We start from the raw sequence: 24429 nt of genomic DNA, 5'->3' as shown, positions 1-24429 counted from the left end.
AGACGCTAATAAGAAATAACTCATTGATCTTGAGAATTAAAACGCACGACAAGATAGCCTCGATAATGATGACCGTCTGAGTTAAGTGTTGCCATAGCATTTAAAAGCATCTTTTGTGGAACCCAGTATGGCTCATACCATTTTCTATCAGGATCCATAATAAGAACCCGCTTATTTTTTGCATCATAAGCCCCAACCGGTGCAAAGTGTCCAACACTAATGTCATTCGCAAAAAAACTTTGATCAAAATTAACAACCACAATTGACTGACCATTATTCTCACTTGCCAGCAAATGCTGTTCTAAGACAGCTTCATTCTGTTTAGAATTGTCTGCAGTATGAATCAATTCAATCGAAAAATTATGAATCCCATGGGCTTCTAATGCTTTAGCTAATAATAATTTCAACTCAGCAAGCGATACGCCTTCACCACCCTCTTTAACGCCCTCATCCCAAATCTTATCTTTCACGCGATTAAGAATTTCATTTTGTGTGGCTAGTGGTTGCTTTGCAGAAATAGTTTGTCCAGCTAATGCTGCATTAACAACCATGGCTGCAGTAGCCAACGAGCAGGAACTATCATTCCGCTGTGGCAAATAATAAGCACTCAACTTCCAATAGATAGGAGACTCATGATTTCTTAGATATTCATGAGACTGTACAATGGAAACCACGCCTGTTGTGTAACGAGTTGTAGTTGACTGTAAGCTATATGAAAAAGAGGTTAATCCTAGATTTAATGAGAAACTTACTATAAACAACGGAAGTAAATTGTAACCTTTTGATTTTAATTTATTGAATAACTTTATCACGTGATCTCTCTATTGAAGTCTCAGAGCGTTAAACGATACCACTCAATTATAGTTGAAGCGGTGTTTATTGTTTAAATTTTTACTAAAAAATGCAAAAAGCTGCTTGCCAAAGCTAACAATTATGGTAGTTTAGATGCACTTAATTTTTGCCTTTGAGATAACCTATGAGTCAGCAACCTGAAAGCGTAAAAAAAGATAAATTGCAAATTATCGATTGGCTAATCGAACATTTTCCTGGTGCTTTTTTCAAAAAAGGTAATCAAGTTAAACCATTACAGATTGGTATTTTTGACGAAATTATTGATTTTTATGAGCGTTTGGACACGCCCCCTTTCAGCAAAAAAGCGTTGCGTGAAGCACTCAGTTATTACAGTTCATCCCCCGCTTACTTAAATTGCCAAAAACCAAATGCTGCACGTGTCGACCTTTTTGGTAATGAAGTGGATGTCGTCACTGAGGAGCAAGCAAAATATGCTCATCAACGCTATCAGCAACGCTATGCCGACAAGAAAGCTCAAGGTTTAAAGCAGGAAACCAAATAATTTTCTGCTACTGAACTATCTAATGTTGCTACTCTGCTCCAAGGGTTGTAATTCATACCCGTTAAACCCGCCAATTCCATTCCTGCCAGGCGAACCATGGTTCCCAACTCGCTTGGCTTGATAAATTTATCAAACTCATGCGTTTGCCTTGGTAATAATCCCAAGAGGTATTCTGCAGCTAAAATTACCGTCGTATAAGCTTTTAATGTTCGATTAATTGTCGATAAAAAAAGGTATCCACCTGGTTTTAAAAGACGCGCACAGTGGGTGATAATAACTTGTGGTTCAGGCACATGCTCCAACATTTCCATGCAGGTTATTATATCAAAACCTGGGTGTTGATAGTCTTCTATAGGACTGCAAACATAGTCTATCTGTATATTGTTAGAAACAGCATGAGCTTTGGCAGCCTCAAGTGCTTCTTCCGATAAATCCAACCCAATGACGTGAGCCCCTTCTTTTGCCATCGCTTCGGATAAAATCCCACCTCCACAACCTACATCAAGAATGAGTTTATTGCTTAATGTGCTGTATTTTTTGATAAAATCAAGGCGTACAGGATTGATATCATGCAATGTTTTTAAAGGGCCTTCTTTATCCCACCACTGTGATGCGTGTTGCGAAAACTTCGCAATTTCTTGTAAATCAACGGTTGGTTTTGTTTTCATAGTCATTAAGTAAGTCTAAAGGTTTAAAAAATTCCAATACTTGAGGATTATTTATAAAACTTAAATTGTAGGGATGCTCAGCAATTAAGCAAGAAGAAAACTTAGTCTGAGGTATTTCTTTTGCGATATTACCAAATAAAAGCAACTGCAAGGTAGGCTTATATTCAGCCAATTGGTCCAAAAGACTATGCATAAAAGGTTTCCATTGACGCGCATGGGTGCGTACCTCATTCTCACTATAGACCAAAGAAGCATTTAATAATAAAAAACCTTTGCTGATAAGCGCTGTAAAAAAATCATTACCAGTTTGACAAAAATGGGACTTATCCAATTTTGCAATTGCCATCTGAGAAAGGTCGTCTTTTAAATCTCCTCGGGCGACAAGCAGCATTTTTATCCAGTTTCGCAATGAGGTTGCACGATTAACTTCTTTGCTTAGTCCTTTAGGACTCCAAAGTTCTTGTACCGCAGCATCCCAAAATGCATACCCATTCGCCGATTGCAATCGAGGATACGGAGACTCACCCAACAACAAATAGTTTGTTTTATCCAGCGGTAGACTAAACGCTGCTAATAAATTATTAATACCCGGTAACCACTGATTATTTTGATGCAATTCTTTCAAATAATCTTCATTTACCTCTTCTAATGCCTTACCCAGTATAGGATGCCATTGAGGATGAGTGTTTTTTATAAGCGAGTTCACAAGTTTATTCATAATTTTTAAAAAGAATTTAACTTTATATCATATTCTCTTAAGAATTAAATTCTAGAATATATATACAATAATAAAAAAAGATAACATAAAGGTTAGTTTATATATGACCATTCCTAAAGCATCGAGTGAGAGTCTGCATAATAAAAACTGCTATCTTTATTTAAAACAATTAAAATTAACCGAGTCTGTACTGGCTCGTTTCTCTCCAAAATTATCTGCAGATCTTAAAGCGGTACAATCGCAAACCGAGTATAACCCAGCTTTTGCGTGTGCCGATATTTATACTGCTTTTTTTACTGAAGTAGAGGGTAGGATAGACGAAATTTATGACCATCCAAAGCAGAAAAGTCGCTTTGATGAAGCACAGCTTGGCAACCTGCAGCCTCTTTCTACAACCTCTATGCCAGGTACTCGTCAATTAATGGCTCTACTTAGACAATCCTTAACACGTTCCCTCAGGGAAGCAGAAGAACTAGATGAGTTTATTTTATCCATTTATCAGAATGACAATTCAATTCTTGAAGAAACATTTAACGTGATTAAAACAATCCCCCTTAATCATGGCCTCTTGGACGAAGAAATAGAAACGTCAATTTCCCATGCACTGAAAGATGAAGGGGAAAAAGTTAATAAACAATCCATATCTCCAGCGGATGCAGGTTCCATGGTGGGTCGATTTTCTGCAATGATTTCCGATGATTTTAAACCTCAACATACAACCAGTCTCGCAACTATTCGACATTATGGTTATACGAGGCAACCTTCTGCAATGTATCCGCAAGAATACCGTATTGGTACACAGGGACAGCGTGATAAAGGTGTTGAAAGAGTAAGTCCTTTATTTGAGCGCTGGTTAAAAATAAAGCTTGAAAGAGCCTTAGAGCCATCTAAAATCACTCATGTTTACATTAATAATTTAGGCTACGACCGCAGTAATGCGGAAGGTAAAAAAGAGCGGGCACTAACTGAAGCATTGCATGAACTTGAAGACAATCATCCTAATATTGCAGTGATTACCTTACCTGCTGACAAAGGGTTAATGTCTGGAAAAGACTATACAAAAACCAAAGACAAAATTAGTTCATCGGAAGCTTATGATGAATTTCTCAGCATTGCCACTCAAGATCCTGATACAAAAACAGAAATTAAAGATTTCTTTATTAGTCAAAAAGTACGACGACAAATCTTTAGCGACCAATCAGGAAACTACAGTGAAAATGAAGAAAAAAAACAGATAGGAGAGTTGTTAGTTAATAGTTTTAAAGCCTTCGGTTTGGAGCATGAAGAGTCTATATCCAGCGCGCAAAAACAAGCAGTTTGGTTTCATTTTATTAAATTTGAATTAACCAACCATATTATTCGAAAACTGGATCCTGAAAGTGTTAACTTTTCCTGTAAAGATGCTATTGATCGTGGAGGCGTCTCCTCTGCTTATTATAATTTGCTAAAATCGTTTGAAACAGAAACACCACTTAATCGTGAAGAGTTTGAACAAGCCCTTCATGCGGCCCCTGCCATGGTCAAAGCTCGCGGCATGAATCATCATCTAAAAACAATCTGGAATGTTGTAAACGCCTACGTCAATGCCAATTACGAAGACTTAAAAAATAATAAAGACAAAGCCTGGCTGATAGAATGGCGTGATTTCAATTGTCCTCATAGATGTGCTAATGACTTACTGACCTTAAGAGTTGACCAAAGTATACAAGAACTTAATGCCGCTAAAACACAGTATGAAAATGGTAATCACCCTAAAAAAGCATCTATCGAGATGGGATTAAAAATCTTGACCCAGATCAAATCACAAGGAGACATTGGCGTAAGCGGTAAACGCTTGTTGCTTGAGGCAGCTGTACGCACTCAAGAAATTATCCTGCACCCCGAGAAAGCAAATATCCAAGCTTATGATGCTCTGGCAGATAGGCTTGTAATTCAATCTCCTCTCCTACAAAAATTAGCCGGCGCAATGAAATTTCTTGCCGGCGTTCTTTTATACCCATTTTCCTTAGGATACACGCAGTCCTGGATCAAGGGAGGAATAGCAACGTTTAAAGCAGGTGTCGAATCCAGTCAACGCAAAGAAATTCAAAACCATATGAAAGAACAGCTTAACTCAATTAAAGAAGATAATGTGGATACTGACGAATCCTCTGTTAACGATACGCAAAGGTTGCATTAAGCACAACCATCAAATTTGACTAGAATCTATTAGCTACTCATCCTAGAGCGCCGACGTGCCGTGGTCTATCGACGGCATCCATGGATCTCGCCTACAACCCCGAGAGGTAGACTGGAAAGTGGCGTGAGACGTGAACTTTAAGATGAAATGCTAACAGAACCTGGCCGCTACGATATTGCTAAGCCAAGATTTTTCCGTTAATGTCATAGGCTTTGTAAATGGGTAATGAATATGGATCAAGCATTAAAGGGATTGCTACCCTATCTTTACGCTCACGAAAATCTCATGATAGAGCAACTACACCAATTTTGCACAATCAATTCTGGCTCGGAAAATTTACCAGGTTTAGCGCTAATGTCAGAAGCATTAGAAGCAGCATTTAAACCTCTCGCAGATGATATTCAACACCATTCATTACCAACACTAACAACAATCAATATGAAAGGAGAGCCTATTACTCAGCGATGTGGCGACATCCTTTTTATTCGAAAGCGGCCTGAATTAAAGCGCCGGATTCTCTTAAGTGGACATATGGATACCGTTTTTGCAGCAAATAATCCTTTTCAACATTTAACCTATATTAATGACAACCAATTAAATGGACCTGGGGTTGCTGATATGAAAGGTGGATTACTTGTTATATTACATGCCCTAAGTGCCTTTGAAGGTATGCCAGCAGCTCAACAACTGGGTTGGGATGTAGTAATTAATGCTGACGAAGAAATCGGCTCCCCAGCCTCCAGTGGTTTTTTTGACGCAATTGCGGCAAATTATCAGGCAGCATTAGTGTATGAACCTGCAATGGATCCGGAAGGAACTTTAGCAAAAAATAGACGAGGTAGTGGTAAATTAACGCTTATTGCCACAGGAAAATCAGCTCATGCCGGACGCGCTTTTTACCAGGGACGCAATGCTATTTGTTATTTGGCTGAAGCTGTCATTGATATCCATGCACTCAATGGACTTCGTGACGGAGTCACCATTAACATTGGTAAGATAGCTGGGGGCGAAGCACTAAATGTGGTGCCTGATAAAGCAGTAGCGAAACTGGATGTACGCATCAGTAAACCAGAAGATGAGCAATGGGTCAGAACTCAACTAGATGCCATTATTGCTAAAATGCAGCGTACCGATTATTCAATTACGGTTCATGGCAGCTTTGATCGCCCTGTTAAACGAGTCTGTGAATCCACTCAAAAATTGTTTTCCCGAATACAAAAACTTGGTCGTTTACTTGATTTGACAATAAATTGGGAAGACAGCGGCGGCTGTTGCGATGGTAACAATCTTGCTCGCCATGGATTGGCTGTCATTGATACCCTAGGTGTCCGAGGAGGAAACATCCATAGCGCCAATGAGTATATTTTACTCAATAGCTTGGTTGAGCGTTCAGCACTTAGTTCACTTTTGTTACATGATTTAGCTCAAGGTGGGCTTGAGGAATTACACATATGATGTTATTTCGCAGCGTTCGTGAATCTGATTTGGATGCAATTCATCGTCTTGCTGAACATAGTGGTATTGGGATGACAACGCTTCCCAAGGATAAAGAGGTGTTGCACAAACGACTCAAATGGGCCTGCTCTTCTTTTAAAAAAACTATTAATCATCCTGTTAGCGAATATTATTTATTTGTACTTGAAGATCCCGCAACAGGTGAAATTGTTGGCACTTCTGGAATAGAAGCGTCTACTGGACATGAACTGCCCTTCTATTCCTACAAACTTTCAAAGCGAACGCGTATCTGCCATTCACTTAATATTCGCAGTGATTATGAAGTATTAAGTTTAGTTAATGATAATCAAGGGCGCAGTGAGATTTGTACCTTATTTCTTGAGCCAGAATACAGACATAGCAGTAATGGGCTATTGCTTTCGCGATCCCGATTTTTATTTATGGCCCACTACCCTAATCGCTTTGCCAGTACAGTAATCGCCGAAATGCGCGGAATTTCGGATGAATTGGGACACTCCCCATTTTGGGATAATGTAGGCCGTCATTTTTTCCATATGCCGTTTCCCGAAGCAGACAGATTAACCATTTCCACCAATAAGCAATTTATTGCAGACTTAATGCCAAGAAATCCCATTTATGTAAAACTTCTGGCACCTGAAGCACAGGCAGTAATAGGTAAACCCCACCAATCCACAGTGCCTGCAATGAATATTTTAATGCGCGAAGGTTTTCGTTATAACTCCTACGTCGATATATTCGATGCAGGCCCAACAATTGAAGCCCCTCGCCATCAAATTCGAACAATCGCCAGTAGTCATGTAATGATCGTTAAAAATATCAGCGATGAAGTAAGCTCCAAACGCTTTCTATTAGCCAATACTAAACTTAATTTCCGTGCGACCATTAGCCAGGCCATTTTTAATGAGCAGCAAGGCTCCTGTATTCTTAGTAAAAAAACAGCCGAATTGTTAGCGGTCAAACGTGGTGATTGTGTGCGCTTAGCCCCCTTGCAAATTGAAGATCCAACTATTTACAGCGAGCCAAAATATGAAAACAAGTCACCAAAGTAATACTGCAACTCATTATATCGGCGGCAACTGGATCAGGGGAGAAGGAGAAGCCTTTTGTTCTAAAAATCCAGCAGATGGGAGTATTATCTGGCAAGGAAATCATGCTAATACAGAAGAGGTTTTAGCCGCTTGTGAGGCCGCACATCTAGCGTTGCCAGGTTGGTCATCTATCGATGTTTCAGCCCGAGCCGCTTACCTTCAAAATTTTGCAAAAGAAGTTGAAACCAAACAACAAGAACTTACTTATTTGATTGCTCTTGAAACTGGCAAGCCCTTATGGGAGGCGAAAACAGAAGTAGCCTCCGTAGTTGCCAAAATCAATTTATCCATTCAAGCCTATCAAGAGCGAACTGCGGGGAAACAATTTACTATTCCCGACGCAAATGCCCACCTTCGTTTTAAACCTCATGGCGTGGTGGCGGTACTGGGAGCATTTAATTTTCCTGCCCACTTAAGCAATGGACATATTGTCCCTGCTCTTATAGCCGGGAATACAGTGATTTATAAACCCAGTGAATTAGCGCCTGCTGTCGCTCAATTTATTATGCAATGCTGGCATGAAAGTGGATTACCTCAGGGGGTAATTAATTGTATTCAAGGTGGAATTGATACGAGTCGAGCGCTGCTACACACAGACATTCAAGGTGTTTTCTTTACAGGAAGTTACAAAGCCGGCAAACAAATCCATCAGCATTTTAGTGGCCGGCCCGACGTCATATTAGCCCTGGAAATGGGCGGGAATAATCCGCTTGTCATTGATAAAATTAAAAATGTTGACGCAGCAGTTTATCAGACCCTCTTGTCAACGATGATTACCTCTGGACAACGCTGTACTTGTGCAAGACGGTTATTTATACCTAATGATGCGGCAGGAGATAAGTTTTTATCGCGATTTGTTCGAGCATGTAAACAGCTTACAGTAGGCCCATTCACACATCACCCAGAGCCTTTTATGGGACCTGTAATTAGTTATGACCATGCACTCAACCATTTAAAGGCCCAGGAAAATTTAATCAATCTGGGTGGAAAACCATTACTAAACATGTTCTTGATGGAAGAAAATACAGGACTTCTTTCTCCGGGTATCATTGATATGACAGGCGTTTCTGACGTACCTGACGAAGAAATTTTTGCTCCAATAAGCCAAATTTACAGATATAGCACGTTTGAAGAAGCCTTACTTTTTGCCAATCAAACCCGCTATGGTTTATCGGCAGGTCTATTAAGTGACAATGAAAAAAATTATCAGCAGTTTTATCATACTATTCGTGCAGGGTTAATTAATTGGAATCGACCTACCACTGGCGCTGCCAGCAGCCTGCCTTTTGGTGGTGTTGGCTGTAGCGGCAATCATCGACCTAGCGCCTATTTTGCGGCCGATTATTGCGCTTATCCAATTGCCAGTTTGGAGCAAACCCAGTTGACAACACCGGCACAATTATTACCGGGCATACAATTGGACTAATACTATGGTTGTTTTTGAATTAAATATGGATGGCTTAGTTGGCCCCACTCATCATTATGCAGGACTTGCAGCAGGTAATTTGGCCTCTGCCGATAACGCTTTAAGCATGTCTAATCCTCAAGCTGCAGCGCTTCAGGGGCTTACCAAAATGCGTCTATTGCACGATGCAGGCTTAAAACAAGCCGTATTACCGCCCCATCAACGTCCTAATTTGCACTTACTGTACCAATTGGGCTTTAGCGGAACAGTCACTCAGCAAATCGAAAAAGCGCATAAAACTGCACCTGAATTGCTCAGCACTTGCTATTCTGCATCAAGCATGTGGACTGCGAATGCAGCGACTGTTTCAGCCAGTCTTGATACTGCAGATAAACGTGTACACTTTACTGCTGCAAATTTAATTAGCAATTTACATCGTCATCACGAAGCAGATTTTTCAAGCCAGGTATTAAAGTATTTATTTGCAAGCGAACAATATTTTCAACATCACCCACTTTTACCCAAAAGTACCACCACTGGTGATGAAGGTGCTGCCAATCATAATCGTCTTTGCAGAAACCATGGCGCTCAAGGTATTACTATTTTTGTTTATGGAAAACAGGGTCTTAGAGCCAATACACCATCACCATTAAAATATCCAGCACGACAAACGCTTGAAGCATCTCAAGCGATTGCTCGTTCGCATCTGCTTGACCCAAAGCAGGTTATATTTGCCTGTCAAAATCCTGAGGCAATTGATCAAGGGGTTTTTCATAATGATGTTATTGGCGTTGCTAACGAATCAGTGTTATTAATTCATGAAGAAGCATGGCTGCAACAAGCCGAACTTTTACAGAAGTTGCAAAGGAGAGCTGAGTTTTCCCTCACTATCCTGGAAATCAAACGTGAAGACTTAACTGTTGCTGAAGCCGTATCGACCTATCTGTTTAACTCTCAGCTTATAACATTGCCTACCGCAGAACCTCAAATGGCTTTACTTGCTCCTATTGAGTGTAAAATTAATGAGCGCGCAAAAACAGTTATCGACAAGCTGATTGCCGATTCATCCAATCCCATTACCGAAGTCCATTATCTTGATTTAAAGCAAAGCATGCGTAATGGCGGCGGTCCCGCTTGCCTTCGCTTGCGAGTACCTTTGACTGAAACCGAGATACAACATATGCATCAAGCAGTTTTAATTAATGAAGAATTATTAACTAAGCTGGAATTGTGGGTCAAGCGTCATTATCGCACCCAACTCCATGCAAACGATTTGGCTGATCCCTCATTAGTTAATGAATCGTTTACAGCGCTGGATGAATTAACACGTATTTTAGCATTAGGTTCAATTTACCCTTTTCAACGCGAGACTAGCTTCTAATGTGGAAAACCTTTTGGGGAAACTGTATTTATAAGTCAGCGAACGGCATCTATGTGTATCAAAATTTTTTATTCCGTTGGCTGAAATTTAATGGAACAGCTCTACAAACTCTTTTAAACAAATATTTTCCAAAGCGTCCCGGACTTTACTATGTAAATTCACTAACCTTATTTGTACGCATAAATCCCGGTAACTGCTGTATGTTTGGTTTAGGAGGCGCTGGTGTTGCTCATGTTCTTTCAGCATTAGAAAAACCCATCAAACTCACCGCAGTCGAATATAGCCGTGAAGTCATTACCATTGCACAACAATTTTTTATGACAGACAGGCTTCCTAATTTAGAAATTATTCATCAAGACGCGCAGCGTTTTGCGCAGCAAACAGATAGAAAATTTCACCATCTACTTATTGATCTTTTTACTGACGATGTATTTCCCGCACAATGCAAAACGGAAGATTTTTTTAGTCACTGCAAAGAGATTTTAACACCCGAGGGAATACTTGCTGTTAATCTGGCCAACCGCAATGAGCAATGGCCGATATTCCAGCTCATTAGAAAAAATTTCTTAAAGTCAACCTTAGCCATTTCTGTTAAAAAATCAGCAAATATTATCATATTTGCGACGAAACAAGGCTCAGTCAATTACTTGATTGATTTACTTAAGCAACATAAAAAACTTAAGCGTCTTATTTGGGATACTAAGTGGGGATGTATTGCAGAGGTTAAGGATTAATCCTGATCATGATGAGAGTGGAAAAATGTTGGGTCATGGACCCAACACGCTTACAAAAAATTATGCTTTAGAAACTATAAACTCCTGTAAACTTTCTGGAAGGTCCTCTTCATTATGTAACTTGTTATATTCCGCAACGTAATTAATCAATAAATTGATTGAATTTGTAACTTCTCTCGTTACCCAGCTGCTACGATTTTTCTTTAATTCATCAATAGGATTTTTGTTAAACTTGGAAGTATAAGTCTTTACCCATTCATCAATCATTTCTTTAGGTTTCAGTCCAATATGAGTCGCAGAGAATTGATAAAAATTTTCCAAGATTTCATCTTTGGTCTTGGTTAAAGGGTCATTTTTCCAAAAAAATCGACCTGTTATATATTCTCTTTTCTCTTTGAATGGACTTTTGTTACTACCCTTCCCAAAAAATGCAGTATTGTAATTCACCCTTGGTGCTTCAATTAATCGCGCTACGTCGCGTCTTAAGTTTAACGCCTCTGATTCATATTCCTTATTAGCCCGCCCCAACTCCTCGACCTGTTGCTTCAGTCTGGCAGTTTCGCTCTCTTCAAATCCTTTTAATGTAGTTTGTATTTCACCAGTTGCTGTCGCTAATCGGCCTAGCTTGGTAACAGTCGCATTATGACGGGCATCTAATTCTTCAGCTTTTTTATCCTGCTGTTCTAATCTCTTATATAATTCAGCATTTTCAGCTTTCAACGCTTCGATTTCATTTTGTCTAGCTTTCAATTGTTCTTGAAGAGCTTGTGAAAGTTTTTGCAATTCCTGCAAAAATTGATTGATCGAGTCTGCTTGTTCAACGTTTTTCGCTGCAATTGTCGCCAATTGCTTTTCTTTTAATTCAACATCCCTTGTTAATTGTTTAACCATTTCTTCTAACTTGGAAATGGATGCCAAACGTACTGAAACTTGTTCAGCTTCGTTATCCAAGGCCTTAAATTTTTCGAGAGTCTGTTGAATACCTTTTTGAATTTTTTCTAATTTGTCACTTAATTCAGTAAGTGGACTAGGTTTATCATTATCTAACTCACTCTCAATTGCCTGATGTATATTCGATAATTTTCTAAGTTCCTCGTAAATATCTTCTAATGCAACTTTAAATTGGAACTTCGAAGAATTAACTATTCTATTGGCATCACTAATAAGACGTTGACAGTATTTTCGATGAATTTCAGATAAGTCATCAAGCTTACTTATCTCCTCCAGAACAGAAATAACGCCAGGAAGTCCGTTACCACTATTAATCAAGGCTTCCAAAGTATCATCATAACAGGAAGGATCTAAAAAATCTGATAAAGGCTTCAGTGTTTTAAATTGCTCGTACTCCTTTTGCTGTAATAAGAGTTCAACGTCTTTATTATTACTAACAAACGAATCACTAGGTGCTCGCAATACTGGAAGCTGTTTTAGATGATAAAAAAGATTAAGCTGCAACTGTTTCGCTTTGTCACTTAGGGGCACTTCTATTACGCTTTTGCCAAATAACCCAATAAACTCGTCTTTGGTAACAGGTATATGTTCTCTGCCTGCCCTTTCATCCATAGTTTTAAGTGCTTTATTAAGAGCAGATATTGTGATGCGAAAATCCAAAACATCGTTATAAAAAGATAGTTGCTCGAGTAGTTCTCCCTTTGATGGCAATACCGGTACTTTTCTTAATTCATTAAATAATTTTTCTTCTTCTTCACCAAGAGGTTCAATATCTTTTCTAAGTAATAAGGCCGCATACATCCAACCAAAAATTGGAGTATCTGGTGTATCTAATACAACACAAGGGATAATCTGTTCAGCTAGACTTATATTTCGTTTTACGCTAGCGATGTTCATAAAATATTCTAAATTACCTTCTTGAAGTAATAAGTAAAATATCGATGAGCTATAGGGCAGAATAGAATGGGGAGGATTAAAAGCTCTAAAATAGCTTTTGTTTCCGAAAAGAAAGCTAGCTAGTAATCGAAGAGGAGTAATCTCCTCCTGCCTTATACTTCCAACTTTAGCTTTGATATGTTTGTATTCCTGAGATTGGACGAGGTACCTCGCGATATCAGGACGATTAACTAGAAATGCAAAATGGACGGGGGTGAGAAGTAATCTATGAGTTGACCAGTAAGGAAACCGTATATTATCAACCGGGTTGCCTTCTTTAAAAGTACTGGCATTGAATTCACTTGCTAATAACGAGGGAGTTTGACTAAGTAGAGTTTTTACGGTGCTCAGATTTCCATCTACAATGGCTTGCAATAATGTTTCTAGCTCAGGCAACAGAGGCATAGTGGGCATAGTTTACCTTTCCAAAGGGGTACACTAGCAAATTTTAATCAATTTGCCTTAAGGTTTTATTAATAGAGGTAGCTTAACATGCGGCAACTTTCTCAGGGGGAAATAACGAAATACATATCGCAATAACGGGGTGTAAGCCTGCAATAATGAAAACTGCGCTCTAAGGACGCGGTTCAGTGGTGATAAAAAAACGTTGCGAGCAACGCGAAGCAATCCAGATATTTAATCAAGTACAGATATGGAATGCTTCACACCGTTCGCAAAGACCCCAAAATTACTACGCTGATTAAGCTTAGCAATAACGCATATCGCGCTTTGCAATAGCAAAGTTGAATAGATGGTAATCTAGATTTCCATTAAATCCTTTTCTTTAGTAGCCAATACTGCATCAATCTCAGCAATATACTTATCAGTTAATTTTTGAATCACTTCACTTGCACGACGCTCATCATCTTCAGAGATTTCCTTCGCTTTTACTAATTCTTTAAGATGATTATTGGCATCACGACGAATATTTCGAATAGCAACCCGTCCTTGTTCGCCTTCACCTCTAACTACTTTAGTCATTTCTTTACGACGTTCTTCGGTTAAAGGGGGCATAGGAACACGAATAGCATTTCCGGCAGTTGCAGGATTTAAGCCCAAATCTGAAGTCAGGATAGCTTTTTCAACAGCAGCAACCATCGACTTTTCCCATGGAGTAACTAACAAAGTACGCGAATCACTCACTGTGACATTCGCCACTTGATTTAGTGGAGTAGAATTGCCGTAATAATCAACATGGACGTGATCCAGGAGACTAGCATGAGCACGACCAGTCCGAATTTTAGTTAAATCATGCTGTAGCGTTTCAACAGATTTTTTCATACGCTTTTCAGCGTCTTGCTTGATATCATTGATCATGGTTTGCTCCTACTATGGTTCCAACCCTTTCACCGAGAACAATTTTCATAAGCGCATTTGGTGCTGCCATATCAAATACCTGAAGAGGCATTCCGTGATCCTGGCACAGACAAATGGCTGTAGAATCCATTACTTCTAAACCTTCTCTTAATACTTGCTTGTAAGTTAAATAATCATAACGAACAGCATCAGGATTTTTAAGAGGGTCTGCTGAATAAATTCCATCAACTTTTGTAGCTTTTAATACTACATCAGCTCCCACTTCGATTGCTCTTAAACAAGCGGCAGAATCGGTAGTAAAGAACGGATTTCCAGTACCTGCTGCAAAAATAACAACATGACCATTACGTAAATGAGTAATAGCTTTACGGCGATGATAGGGGTCTACAATTCCTAAAATTGGAATTGCAGACATGATTCGTGCTGGCAAATCAATGCGCTCTAAGGCATCACGCAAGGCTAAAGCATTCATTACCGTCGCAAGCATACCCATGTGATCACCGGTAACACGACCAAGACCCGCTTGTGATAAAGCTTTACCACGAAATAAATTACCGCCGCCGATGACAATCCCTACTTCAACTCCCATATGGATTAACTCGTCGACTTCTTTAGCCATGCGATCAAGGATTGATGGGTCAATACCAAACTGGGCTTTTCCCATCAACGCTTCACCACTATACTTTAGCAGTATGCGCTTATATTTTAATTGCGATTGATTAGAATTCATCATTAATCACGAACCTGAGCCATTACTTCTTCAACGAAATTATCTTCTTTTTTCTCGATACCTTCACCCACTTCAAAGCGTGTAAAGGACACCACTTCAGCATTTTTCTCTTTCAGCAACTGACCTACTTTCTTGTTAGGATCTTTAACATAAGGTTGCCCTAAGAGGCTGACTTCATCAACAAACTTGTTGATACGGCCTTCAATCATTTTATCAATGATTTCTTGTGGTTTACCGCTTTCACGAGCTTGAGCAGTGAAGATTTCTCGCTCATTCTCAATGGCTTCAGCAGAAACCTGATCGCGGTTAACAACCATAGGACGGCTAGCAGCGATATGCATAGCGATATCTTTTGCAAGCGCTTCGTCACCATTTTTCATATTGACGACAACACCAATACGGCTACCGTGCAGATAATGACCAACAACGCCATCAGAAGATATTCTTTCAAGACGACGTAATTTAATGTTTTCACCAATTTTAGAAACAAGCTCTTGTCTTGCTTGTTCAACTGTTATATTGCTGCCCATTAACGTTTGATTTGATAATTCTTCAACATTCGCAGCTGAAGAAGCCAATGCTGTTTCGCCCGCTTTGGTAGCAAAATTAGTAAAGTTCTCATCACGAGCCACGAAATCAGTTTCACTATTAATTTCAAGTATTACTGCAGAGCGACCATCCGCTGAACGAGCAACGACAATAACACCTTCTGCTGCAACGCGATCAGCTTTTTTGTCTGCCTTTGCTTGGCCTGCTTTACGCATTTCAATAATAGCTTGCTCGATATCACCATTAGTTGCGATCAGGAATTTTTTGCATTCCATCATTCCAGCACCTGTTCGCTCCCTTAACTCCATCACTAATGAAGCACTAATTGACATGTTCCACCCTCCACATAACAAAAAGGGGGTACGTTAATAAATTAACGCCCCCCTCCTTTTTAAAAGTTAATTATTCATCTGCAGTTTTTTCTGCTTCTTTTTTATTTGCAGGAACTTCAACGAATTCAGCATCTGATGCAACGCCACCAACTGTGTTGCCTTGTTTGGCATCAATAATGGCATCAGCTATGCAGCGAACATAGATATCAACTGCACGCATAGAGTCATCGTTACCTGGAATTACGTAATCAATGTTATCTGGGCTATTGTTAGTATCCACAATACCAATAACAGGGATTTTTAAGCGACGAGCTTCTTCTACAGCAATGTGTTCAAAACCAACATCAACTACAAAAAGCGCATCAGGCAAACCGCCCATGTCTTCAATACCGCCCAAGCCGCGCTCAAGTTTTTCCAGTTCGCGAGTGAGCATCAATGCTTCTTTTTTTATCATCAAGCTGAATGCGCCTTTATCACGCATTTCTTTCAATTCTTTCAGACGGAAAATAGATTGACGTACTGTTTTCCAGTTGGTCAACATGCCACCCAACCAACGGTGATCAACATAAGGCATACCACAACGCTTCGCGTGTTCACGGATGCTGTCTTGGGCTGCTCTTTTGGTACCTACAAATAGAATTTTAGCTCTATTGGATGCTAAACGACCGACGTAATTCACTACATCATTCAGCATTGGTAAAGTTTTTTCTAAATTGATAATGTGAATTTTATTTCTTGAACCAAAAATATAATCTCTCATTTTTGGGTTCCAAAAACGGGTTCTATGCCCAAAATGAGCTCCCGCTTCAAGTAATTCACGCATACTAACATTCATAAATATATCTCCAGGGTTAAGCCTCCACGTCTCCCATACGGTACCCACAATGGGACCCCACCGTATGTGACGAAACGTGTGTGTCGTTAAAAAGCGCGGTATTTATACCACACTGGAGCGAAATCATCAACGTTGTTGACTTCAATTCAATATTTTTTATTATATATTATGCTTTCAAGGACAAATTTGAAATCAGCGTCTATAATCGTTGCTGGAAGTCTAATTATAACTTTAACTAAGGATAGTAAAATGAAAAAGATATCGCTAGTTGCTCTAGTATTATCATTCGTTCTGGGACAAACTGCATTTGCGGCTGCTACCAGTGAAAACTCTAACTCTTCTTCTACACCTACATCTTCAATGTCTTCTGACAAATCTTGTTCATGTCCTGAAAAACGTATGCAAGAAATGATGAGTTCTTTGAATCTTAACTCTGATCAGCAAGCAAAAATCAAATCGATCAAAGATCAACTGAAGCAAACTCAACAAGCAAATTGGGATCAAATGAAATCCATACGTACTCAAATGCATGATCTAGTAACCTCTGATACTATGGACAATTCAAAATTAGACAGCTTAGTTAGCCAAAAGAAAGAGCTTATGGCACAAATGATGAAAGCTAAGATTGTCGCTAAGCAACAAATTTACAGTGTTCTTAATGCTGATCAAAAAACACAATTTAAGCAAATGATGAAGCAAATGGAACAAAAACGCATGAATCATCAATGCTAATTTTTTAAGCCCCCTTTCGGGGGCTATCATCATCCTTCTTAAATCACTAGATTCTTAATATCGCCACAATAAGTCAGTATTTAATAAAAAAATTATTTTCCTTTATAATTAATAGAATGCTTGTCATTATATTCGACGAGAAGAATGCTTATGCTACTATTATAATTTTGCGGATTAAACCATGGCTGTGACGATAAAAACTCCTGAAGAAATAGAAAAAATGCGTGTTGCTGGCAAGCTTGCTGCTGACGTGCTTGAAATGATTGGACCCTATGTCAAAGAAGGTGTTACTACTGATGAATTAAATACAATCTGTCATGATTATATTGTTAACGAGCAACAGGCTATCCCTGCACCTTTAAACTATAATGGCTTTCCAAAATCAATTTGCACATCGATTAATCATGTAGTTTGTCATGGCATCCCTAGCAAAAAAGCATTAAAAGACGGTGATATAATCAACATCGATGTCACAGTCATTAAGGATAGCTACCATGGTGATACCAGTAAAATGTTTTTTATCGGCGCACCATCCGTTAAAGCAAAACACGTCGTTCAAATCGCCCACGAATGTTTATTTATTGGCATTAATATGGTGAGACCAGGTGTACGCTTGGGCGACATAGGCCATGCGATACAGCAACATGCAGAAAAAAATCGCTGTTCTGTAGTTCGTGAATACTGCGGGCATGGTATTGGTCGTATTTTTCATGAAGATCCACAAGTTCTTCATTACGGTGTTCCCGGAACTGGCGAGATGTTAAGACCAGGCATGACTTTTACCATCGAACCAATGATTAATATTGGTAAGCACCATACTCGCTTATTACCTGATAACTGGACTGTAGTTACCAAGGATCATAGTCTTTCAGCCCAATGGGAACATACTTTATTGGTGACTGATGATGGGGTTGAAATTTTAACCTTACGCAATGAAGAACAATAAACTTATAGTTAAACAATCAATAAAACAGTTCAAGGATGAACTGTGCAAAGAATTTTATCAAAAAGCCAACATCACTACCATTACCAATAAGTTAGTCAATTTTATTGATGAGGTTTTACTCACTTTATTCCATCAGCACCAATTGGATAAAGATAACAATTTTTGTCTCTTAGCCTTGGGTGGCTATGGCAGGCGAGAATTGCAATTGTATTCAGATATTGACTTGTTACTGCTTCATACAGAAGAAATTTCAAAAGTACAGTCACAACGTGCACAAGCTTTTATACAAGACTGCTGGGACATTGGGTTGGATGTTAGTCATCAAATCACTACCGTTGATGCATGTGCTGAACTTGCCAGTAACGATTTGAGTGTTATTTCAAGCATCCTTGACATGCATTTGATTGCTGGTCGCAGTAATTTAATGGAAGAGTTACTCTACAAAACCCATCCGCTACACATGTGGCCCAGTAATAGCTATTTTTTTGCCAAAAAAAGAGAACAGGACCAACGTTATACGAAATATGGTGAAACGGCATACAATCTTGAACCTAATGTAAAAAATGGTCCCGGAGGATTAAGAGATATTCATATCTTGTTGAACATTTGTAAACGCCATTTTGGTATCAACAAGTTTGCCGAAGTAATTGATAGTGGCTTTATCACTGATAAGGAATATGAAGAGCTCATCTTGTGCCAACATTTCTTATGGAAAGTCCGCTTTGCTTTACATATTTTTGCGGGCAAACAAGAAGAGCGTTTACTGTTCGATCATCAAATCAAATTAGCCAGTTTATTTGGTTTTACAGATCAAGAGCATTCATTAGCCATTGAACAGTTCATGAAAACTTATTTCAAAATCATCAAGCGAATCCGTGAACTTAATGAAATGCTATTACAATGGTTTGCAGAAGCCATTGTTTATCACGAAAAACAACGAATAACTCCTTTAGATAGCTATTTTCAACTCGCTAATGATTACATCGAGGTAAAGAATCCTCAAGTATTCAGACAGCGACCCTTAGCGTTACTTGAGCTATTTTTATGGATAACAAAACGTCCTAATATTGTCGGGGTTCGAGCAAGCACTATTCGTTTAATTCGTGAAAACCTTTATGCATTTAATAATAAATTTCGCTTATCAAACGAAGCGACAACCTGTTTTTTAGCTATCTTTAAAATCGCTGAAGATCCTTATGAATCACTCCATCATATGAATCGATATGGGATTCTGGGTCATTATCTGGATTGTTTTGCTGCGGTTACTGGACAAATGCAATATGATTTATTTCATGTCTATACAGTTGATCAGCACACTCTTTTTGTTATTCGCAATCTCGCTCGCTTCTTAAAGCCTGAGTATGCCGAACAATTTCCTTTAGCCGCGCAATTAATGCCAACCATTAAGCAACGCGAAATTCTATACCTTGCAGCGCTTTTTCACGATATTGCTAAAGGACGAGGTGGCGATCATTCAGAACTGGGTGCTGAAGAAGCGAATCATTTTGCTCTTCGTCATCATTTAAATGATAACGAACGCAAGTTACTGGTGTGGCTGGTTCGAAATCACTTACTGATGTCGCAAACAGCACAACGCCAGGATATTTATGATCCTAAAACAATTGAGCAATTTTGTAATCATCTGCCTCAAGCTGAGTACCTGGATTACCTCTATCTACTAACCGTCGCTGACATTTGCGCGACCAATCAAAAACTTTGGAACACTTGGCGTGATTCTCTATTAAAAGAACTTTATCGGGCAGCCCATTTAGCCCTGCAAGAAAAAGATTTACTTGATGAGACCGCAGTAATTGACTCCCGCAAAGCTAAAGCAATAAAGCTTTTGCTCAAAAACGGTATAAATCAGGAAAGTATTGAAACATTATGGTCTAATTTCAAAAGAAAATATTTTTTACATCAGCCTGCAGAGGTCATAGCGAAGCATACAAAAGCTATTATCAACTGTAAAAAATATCCCTTAGTGCTTATTATGCCCCATCATAGTCAGGGGGGAACGGAAGTTTTTATTTATATGCCTCACCGCGATGAGCGCTTTACAATTACGACCACCGTGTTAAGTAATCATTATGCAACCATTCAAGAAGCAGCTATTTTAACCTGTGATAACAATTTTGATTTAGATACCTACATTATTCTGGATGAGCAACATCAAGCTTTTTTTGATAAAAACCAGATTAATGCGATTCAAAATGCATTAGCAGAACAACTTGCCAATAAAGAAGAATTACCAACAATCATAAAACGCAGAATTTCGCGGACTCAAGCTCATTTTAATTTAAAACCACAAATTAGCTTTAGTGAAGATAGCAGACTCCATCATACCAGTTTATTTTTAATCACAACCGATAGACCAGGTCTGCTTGCTACTATAAGCCGTATCTTTTTCACTCAAAATATTAGTTTGCATAATGCCAAAATTGCTACGTTTGGTGAACGGGTTGAGGATATGTTTTTTATCACCACCAAAGCAGGAAGCCCTCTCAACAAGGAAGAAAAAGAACGACTAAAGCATGCCTTAACGCGCGAACTCTATAATGAAAATTTTTAATCTCGTTTTACTTTAAAAAAATCTGTCAATAACTGAACACAATCGTCCAACATTATTCCCTCATCAATAATCACTTGATGATTCAAAGGATAACCTTGTAATAAATTGTAGACAGACCCTGCAGCACCTGCTTTAAAGTCACGAGCTGCAAAAACAAGTCGCTTTATCCGGGCATGCACAAGAGCCCCAGCGCACATTGCACATGGCTCTAACGTTACATAAAGAGTTGTATTCAAGAGGCGATAATTGTGTAATTGTATCGCTGCATTACGAATAGCGATAAGTTCTGCATGTGCACAGGGATCGTTTCTTTGCAAAACTTGATTAAAGCCACTTCCAATAGGCTGATTATTGTCATCAATCAACACAGCACCAACAGGAACTTCTCCTTGTTCTTTGGCTTTTAGAGCTAATTTGTAAGCCTCAGCCATCCAAAAAGAATCATTTATTCCCATTCAATTGTCGCTGGTGGTTTACCTGAGATATCGTAAGTTACTCGTGATACACCAGCAACTTCATTAATAATACGATTGGAAACGCTTCCTAAGAAATCCCAAGGTAGTTGTGCCCAATGCGCCGTCATAAAATCCACTGTTTCTACAGCACGAAGACAGATTACATAGTCATAACGTCGTCCGTCGCCCATCACGCCAACACTTTTGACTGGCAAAAAAACTGCAAACGCCTGACTAACCTTGTGATAAAGGCCACTCTCTTTTAGTTCCTCAATAAAAATAGCGTCTGCCTGACGTAATATATTGGCATACTCTTTTTTTACTTCCCCAAGGATACGTACCCCTAAACCGGGGCCTGGGAATGGATGGCGATAAACCATTTCATAAGGTAAACCTAATTCAAGACCTATTTTGCGCACCTCGTCTTTAAATAGCTCCCGAATTGGTTCTAAAAGTTTTAAGTTGAGTGTTTCAGGTAGCCCACCGACATTATGATGTGACTTAATGACCATTGAAGCACCATTAGTTTTTGTGGCCGCAGATTCAATCACATCAGGATAAATTGTACCTTGTGCTAACCATTTGACATTCGTCAAACGTTGGGCTTCTTCGTCAAATATTTCGATAAACGTATGACCAATAATTTTTCGCTTTTTCTCAGGGCAATCTATCCCCTTTAACGCATTTAAAAATTTTTCTTCAGCATCCACGGCAATAATTTTTATGCCCAAATGTTCACCGAACATGGTCATCACTTGTTCTTTTTCGTTAAGTCGTAGAAGTCCTGTATCAACAAATACACAAATTAATTGGTCGCCAATAGCCTTATGGAGCAAAGCGGCCACGACTGAAGAATCTACCCCACCAGAAAGCCCGAGAACAACTTGATCATTACCGACTTGTTGTCGAACTGTGCGAATTGCTTCATCAATAATGTTATCCGCTGTCCAATTGATTTCAGCTTGACATATTTCAATGACAAATCGTTGTAAAATTCGTAAACCTTGTAACGTATGGGTTACTTCAGGATGAAATTGCAGACCATACCAGTGCTTTGACTTGTGGGCCATACCAGCAATAGGGGCATTGCGAGTCTCACAAATCACCTCAAAATCAGGAGGCAATTCAGTAACCTTATCGCCATGGCTCATCCATACATCTAATAAGGCGACGCCCTCTTCTGTAGTGCGATCTTCAATATTTTCCAATAAAGGAGTATGACCATGCAGCCTTAGTTCCGCATAACCAAATTCACGAAGATTAGACGATTGTACTTGCCCGCCTAATTGGACAGCCATGGTTTGCATCCCATAGCAAATCCCTAAAATAGGCAATCCTGAAGTGAACAGCCATTCAGGCGCACGAGGATTCGTCTCTAGAGTCACTGTAGAGGGACCGCCAGATAAAATGACCCCACAGGGCATCAATGCTTCAAGTGAGGCTACATCGAGATTATAAGGGTGAATTTCACAATAAACCCCCATTTCCCGTACTCTTCTTGCAATTAACTGTGTATATTGTGAACCGAAATCAAGAATAATGAGGGGCTTTTGTTTAATATTTCTCATAATTAATTGTCATCAATTTGATAATTGGGAGCTTGTTTAGTGATACTTACATCATGGACATGCGATTCTCGCATTCCAGCATTGGTAACTTGAACAAATTTTGCGTTATCGTGGAGCATTTCTATCGTTTTACATCCTGTATATCCCATGCAAGAACGCAAACCACCCATCAATTGATGAATAATAGTCTGCACAGGTCCCTTATAAGGTACTCGACCTTCTATTCCTTCAGGCACTAATTTATCACTACCCTGGCTAGCATCCTGAAAATAGCGATCACTTGAACCTTGTGCTTGTGACATTGCTCCGATTGAGCCCATACCGCGATAGCTTTTGTAAGTTCGTCCTTGGTAGAGTTCAATTTCTCCTGGCGATTCTTCAGTACCCGCAAACATACCGCCTAACATCACTGTATCAGCACCCGCAGCAAGAGCTTTGCAAACATCGCCAGAAAAACGGATACCTCCATCAGCAATGACAGGCACTCGGCCTTTGAGACCACCTGCAACATTAGCAATGGCCGTGATTTGTGGGACACCAACACCCGTTACAATACGTGTAGTACAAATAGACCCTGGGCCAATCCCCACTTTGACAGCATCAGCACCAGCTTCCACTAAATCCAGCGCTGCCTCAGCAGTTGCAATATTACCTCCAATAATCTGAACATCGGGAAAGTGCTTTTTTATCCACGCAACACGTTTAAGTACCCCCTGAGAGTGTCCGTGGGCCGTATCTACTACGAGTACATCAGCTCCAGCTTCGACTAAAGCTTCAACCCGCTCATCAGTTCCTTCACCCACACCAACAGCTGCTCCTACACGTAACTGCTCGGAACTATCTTTACAAGCAAAAGGATTTTCCTTCGCCTTTTGAATATCTTTAACAGTAATTAAGCCTTTTAAATTAAATTTATCGTTAACAACGAGTAACTTTTCAATGCGGTGTTTGTGTAATAGGCTGCGAACTTCTTCTCTGCCAGCCCCTTCTTTTACTGTCACAAGGCGCTCTTTAGGAGTCATCACGGAGCTAACCGGTAAGGAAAGATTGGTCTCAAATCGAATATCTCGACTTGTAACGATCCCAACTAATAACTCTCCCTCAACCACCGGCATACCTGAAAAATTATGCCTTGCCATAACATCAAGCAATTCTTTAACCGTAATATGTGGGGAAACGGAAATAGGATCTTTCACCATGCCGCTTTCAAATTTTTTAACCTTGCGAACTTCTTCTGCCTGAGCAAAAGCACTCATATTTTTATGAATGATACCCATTCCACCTTCTTGAGCTAAAGCGATTGCCAAACGAGCCTCGGTTACCGTATCCATAGCAGCAGAGAGAATAGGAATATTTAAATCGATTGCACGAGTCAGGCGGGTTATCAGGGAAACTTCTTTAGGCAAAACGGTGGAGTGGGCAGGAATCAACAATACATCATCAAAGGTCAATGCTTGTTGGACAATAGAAAGCGACATTACCTCACTCCTAGAAATTTACTTAACC

The 24429-nt window shown here is 39.4% G+C and carries 21 protein-coding genes; 10 read left to right on the top strand and 11 right to left on the bottom strand.

Features of this window, described 5'->3' with window-relative positions; genetic code table 11:
- Positions 1–20 precede the first annotated feature (20 nt).
- Positions 21–812, bottom strand: coding sequence for a phytochelatin synthase family protein (locus LHA_RS06755; RefSeq protein WP_052673622.1), 792 nt, complete (start codon positions 810–812; stop codon positions 21–23).
- A 164-nt stretch (positions 813–976) separates the two neighbouring features.
- On the opposite strand from LHA_RS06755, the gene LHA_RS06750 reads away from it, so the two are divergent.
- Positions 977–1354, top strand: a complete 378-nt coding sequence (locus tag LHA_RS06750) for a ProQ/FINO family protein (RefSeq protein WP_045105866.1) — start codon at positions 977–979, stop codon at positions 1352–1354.
- On the opposite strand, the gene ubiG is transcribed toward LHA_RS06750, so the two are convergent.
- A complete protein-coding gene (ubiG, locus tag LHA_RS06745; protein ID WP_045105865.1) occupies positions 1327–2022 on the bottom strand; it encodes a bifunctional 2-polyprenyl-6-hydroxyphenol methylase/3-demethylubiquinol 3-O-methyltransferase UbiG in 696 nt (231 codons plus the stop codon). The two genes, LHA_RS06750 and ubiG, sit on opposite strands and share 28 nt — an antisense overlap.
- Positions 2000–2740: a uracil-DNA glycosylase family protein gene (locus LHA_RS06740; protein WP_045105864.1), complete on the bottom strand. Its 741-nt coding sequence runs from the start codon at positions 2738–2740 to the stop codon at positions 2000–2002. The genes ubiG and LHA_RS06740 overlap by 23 nt, the downstream gene beginning before the upstream one ends.
- A gap of 103 nt (positions 2741–2843) precedes the next feature.
- On the opposite strand from LHA_RS06740, the gene LHA_RS06735 reads away from it, so the two are divergent.
- The 6 genes from LHA_RS06735 (at position 2844) to LHA_RS06710 (ending at position 11003) form a co-directional block, all read left to right on the top strand.
- Positions 2844–4919 carry a hypothetical protein gene (locus LHA_RS06735; protein ID WP_052673621.1) on the top strand — a complete coding sequence of 692 codons (2076 nt, stop codon included), beginning with the start codon at positions 2844–2846 and terminating at the stop codon, positions 4917–4919.
- Between the two features lie 231 nt (positions 4920–5150).
- Positions 5151–6374 carry a hydrolase gene (locus tag LHA_RS06730; protein WP_082060310.1) on the top strand — a complete coding sequence of 408 codons (1224 nt, stop codon included), beginning with the start codon at positions 5151–5153 and terminating at the stop codon, positions 6372–6374.
- The gene (gene astA / locus LHA_RS06725; RefSeq protein WP_045105863.1) at positions 6371–7444 is read left to right on the top strand and encodes an arginine N-succinyltransferase; all 1074 of its coding nucleotides are present in this window, start codon (positions 6371–6373) and stop codon (positions 7442–7444) included. The genes LHA_RS06730 and astA overlap by 4 nt, the downstream gene beginning before the upstream one ends.
- Entirely contained in the window at positions 7422–8909 is a 1488-nt protein-coding gene (astD, locus tag LHA_RS06720) for a succinylglutamate-semialdehyde dehydrogenase (RefSeq protein WP_045105862.1), read from the top strand. The genes astA and astD overlap by 23 nt, the downstream gene beginning before the upstream one ends.
- 4 nt (positions 8910–8913) lie before the next feature.
- On the top strand, positions 8914–10269 hold the full coding sequence (gene astB, locus LHA_RS06715) for an N-succinylarginine dihydrolase (protein WP_045105861.1): 1356 nt from the start codon (positions 8914–8916) through the stop codon (positions 10267–10269).
- Positions 10269–11003 carry a spermidine synthase gene (locus LHA_RS06710; RefSeq protein WP_045105860.1) on the top strand — a complete coding sequence of 245 codons (735 nt, stop codon included), beginning with the start codon at positions 10269–10271 and terminating at the stop codon, positions 11001–11003. The genes astB and LHA_RS06710 overlap by 1 nt, the downstream gene beginning before the upstream one ends.
- A 60-nt stretch (positions 11004–11063) precedes the next feature.
- Here the strand turns inward: LHA_RS06710 and LHA_RS06705 are convergent, their stop codons facing one another.
- From LHA_RS06705 to rpsB, 5 genes are all read right to left on the bottom strand, one after another.
- Positions 11064–13304 (bottom strand): coiled-coil domain-containing protein, encoded by a 2241-nt coding sequence (locus LHA_RS06705; protein ID WP_045105859.1) that lies wholly within the window; start codon positions 13302–13304, stop codon positions 11064–11066.
- 345 nt (positions 13305–13649) lie between these two features.
- Entirely contained in the window at positions 13650–14207 is a 558-nt protein-coding gene (gene frr, locus LHA_RS06700; protein WP_045105858.1) for a ribosome recycling factor, read from the bottom strand.
- On the bottom strand, positions 14197–14940 hold the full coding sequence (gene pyrH / locus LHA_RS06695; RefSeq protein WP_045105857.1) for a UMP kinase: 744 nt from the start codon (positions 14938–14940) through the stop codon (positions 14197–14199). The genes frr and pyrH overlap by 11 nt, the downstream gene beginning before the upstream one ends.
- The gene (gene tsf / locus LHA_RS06690; RefSeq protein WP_045105856.1) at positions 14940–15818 is read right to left on the bottom strand and encodes a translation elongation factor Ts; all 879 of its coding nucleotides are present in this window, start codon (positions 15816–15818) and stop codon (positions 14940–14942) included. The genes pyrH and tsf overlap by 1 nt, the downstream gene beginning before the upstream one ends.
- A gap of 70 nt (positions 15819–15888) precedes the next feature.
- Complete coding sequence (rpsB, locus tag LHA_RS06685; protein ID WP_045105855.1) at positions 15889–16653, bottom strand: 30S ribosomal protein S2; 765 nt, start codon at positions 16651–16653, stop codon at positions 15889–15891.
- A 249-nt stretch (positions 16654–16902) separates the two neighbouring features.
- Here rpsB and LHA_RS06680 point away from each other — a divergent pair, with 249 nt between their 5' ends.
- From LHA_RS06680 to glnD, 3 genes are all read left to right on the top strand, one after another.
- Complete coding sequence (locus LHA_RS06680) at positions 16903–17385, top strand: Spy/CpxP family protein refolding chaperone (protein ID WP_052673620.1); 483 nt, start codon at positions 16903–16905, stop codon at positions 17383–17385.
- 181 nt (positions 17386–17566) lie between these two features.
- Entirely contained in the window at positions 17567–18331 is a 765-nt protein-coding gene (gene map, locus LHA_RS06675; protein ID WP_045105854.1) for a type I methionyl aminopeptidase, read from the top strand.
- Entirely contained in the window at positions 18318–20900 is a 2583-nt protein-coding gene (glnD, locus tag LHA_RS06670) for a [protein-PII] uridylyltransferase (RefSeq protein ID WP_045105853.1), read from the top strand. Before map ends, glnD begins: the two co-directional genes overlap by 14 nt.
- Here glnD and tadA read toward each other — a convergent pair.
- The 3 genes from tadA to guaB are packed head-to-tail and all read right to left on the bottom strand — an operon-like array spanning position 20897 to position 24401.
- Positions 20897–21355, bottom strand: a complete 459-nt coding sequence (gene tadA, locus LHA_RS06665) for a tRNA adenosine(34) deaminase TadA (protein WP_173425951.1) — start codon at positions 21353–21355, stop codon at positions 20897–20899. The genes glnD and tadA overlap by 4 nt on opposite strands.
- Positions 21346–22923, bottom strand: a complete 1578-nt coding sequence (gene guaA, locus LHA_RS06660; RefSeq protein WP_045105852.1) for a glutamine-hydrolyzing GMP synthase — start codon at positions 22921–22923, stop codon at positions 21346–21348. The genes tadA and guaA overlap by 10 nt, the downstream gene beginning before the upstream one ends.
- Positions 22924–22925: 2 nt before the next feature.
- Positions 22926–24401 (bottom strand): IMP dehydrogenase, encoded by a 1476-nt coding sequence (gene guaB / locus LHA_RS06655; RefSeq protein WP_045105851.1) that lies wholly within the window; start codon positions 24399–24401, stop codon positions 22926–22928.
- Positions 24402–24429 lie beyond the last annotated feature (28 nt).

This window comes from Legionella hackeliae (assembly GCF_000953655.1).
GTDB lineage: Bacteria > Pseudomonadota > Gammaproteobacteria > Legionellales > Legionellaceae > Tatlockia > Tatlockia hackeliae.
This window is presented reverse-complemented; position numbering and strand designations above follow the sequence as displayed.

Excerpts from the sequence above, each read along its gene's own strand:
- rpsB (WP_045105855.1), bottom strand. The coding sequence starts at position 16,653 with ATGAATGTTAGTATGCGTGAATTACTTGAAGCGGGAGCTCATTTTGGG.
- map (WP_045105854.1), top strand. The coding sequence starts at position 17,567 with ATGGCTGTGACGATAAAAACTCCTGAAGAAATAGAAAAAATGCGTGTT.
- LHA_RS06750 (WP_045105866.1), top strand. The coding sequence starts at position 977 with ATGAGTCAGCAACCTGAAAGCGTAAAAAAAGATAAATTGCAAATTATC.
- pyrH (WP_045105857.1), bottom strand. The coding sequence starts at position 14,940 with ATGATGAATTCTAATCAATCGCAATTAAAATATAAGCGCATACTGCTA.
- LHA_RS06705 (WP_045105859.1), bottom strand. The coding sequence starts at position 13,304 with ATGCCCACTATGCCTCTGTTGCCTGAGCTAGAAACATTATTGCAAGCC.
- astB (WP_045105861.1), top strand. The coding sequence starts at position 8,914 with ATGGTTGTTTTTGAATTAAATATGGATGGCTTAGTTGGCCCCACTCAT.
- LHA_RS06730 (WP_082060310.1), top strand. The coding sequence starts at position 5,151 with ATGGATCAAGCATTAAAGGGATTGCTACCCTATCTTTACGCTCACGAA.
- LHA_RS06710 (WP_045105860.1), top strand. The coding sequence starts at position 10,269 with ATGTGGAAAACCTTTTGGGGAAACTGTATTTATAAGTCAGCGAACGGC.
- astD (WP_045105862.1), top strand. The coding sequence starts at position 7,422 with ATGAAAACAAGTCACCAAAGTAATACTGCAACTCATTATATCGGCGGC.
- LHA_RS06680 (WP_052673620.1), top strand. The coding sequence starts at position 16,903 with ATGAAAAAGATATCGCTAGTTGCTCTAGTATTATCATTCGTTCTGGGA.
- tadA (WP_173425951.1), bottom strand. The coding sequence starts at position 21,355 with ATGGGAATAAATGATTCTTTTTGGATGGCTGAGGCTTACAAATTAGCT.
- LHA_RS06740 (WP_045105864.1), bottom strand. The coding sequence starts at position 2,740 with ATGAATAAACTTGTGAACTCGCTTATAAAAAACACTCATCCTCAATGG.
- glnD (WP_045105853.1), top strand. The coding sequence starts at position 18,318 with ATGAAGAACAATAAACTTATAGTTAAACAATCAATAAAACAGTTCAAG.
- astA (WP_045105863.1), top strand. The coding sequence starts at position 6,371 with ATGATGTTATTTCGCAGCGTTCGTGAATCTGATTTGGATGCAATTCAT.
- ubiG (WP_045105865.1), bottom strand. The coding sequence starts at position 2,022 with ATGAAAACAAAACCAACCGTTGATTTACAAGAAATTGCGAAGTTTTCG.
- guaB (WP_045105851.1), bottom strand. The coding sequence starts at position 24,401 with ATGTCGCTTTCTATTGTCCAACAAGCATTGACCTTTGATGATGTATTG.
- LHA_RS06735 (WP_052673621.1), top strand. The coding sequence starts at position 2,844 with ATGACCATTCCTAAAGCATCGAGTGAGAGTCTGCATAATAAAAACTGC.
- frr (WP_045105858.1), bottom strand. The coding sequence starts at position 14,207 with ATGATCAATGATATCAAGCAAGACGCTGAAAAGCGTATGAAAAAATCT.
- guaA (WP_045105852.1), bottom strand. The coding sequence starts at position 22,923 with ATGAGAAATATTAAACAAAAGCCCCTCATTATTCTTGATTTCGGTTCA.
- tsf (WP_045105856.1), bottom strand. The coding sequence starts at position 15,818 with ATGTCAATTAGTGCTTCATTAGTGATGGAGTTAAGGGAGCGAACAGGT.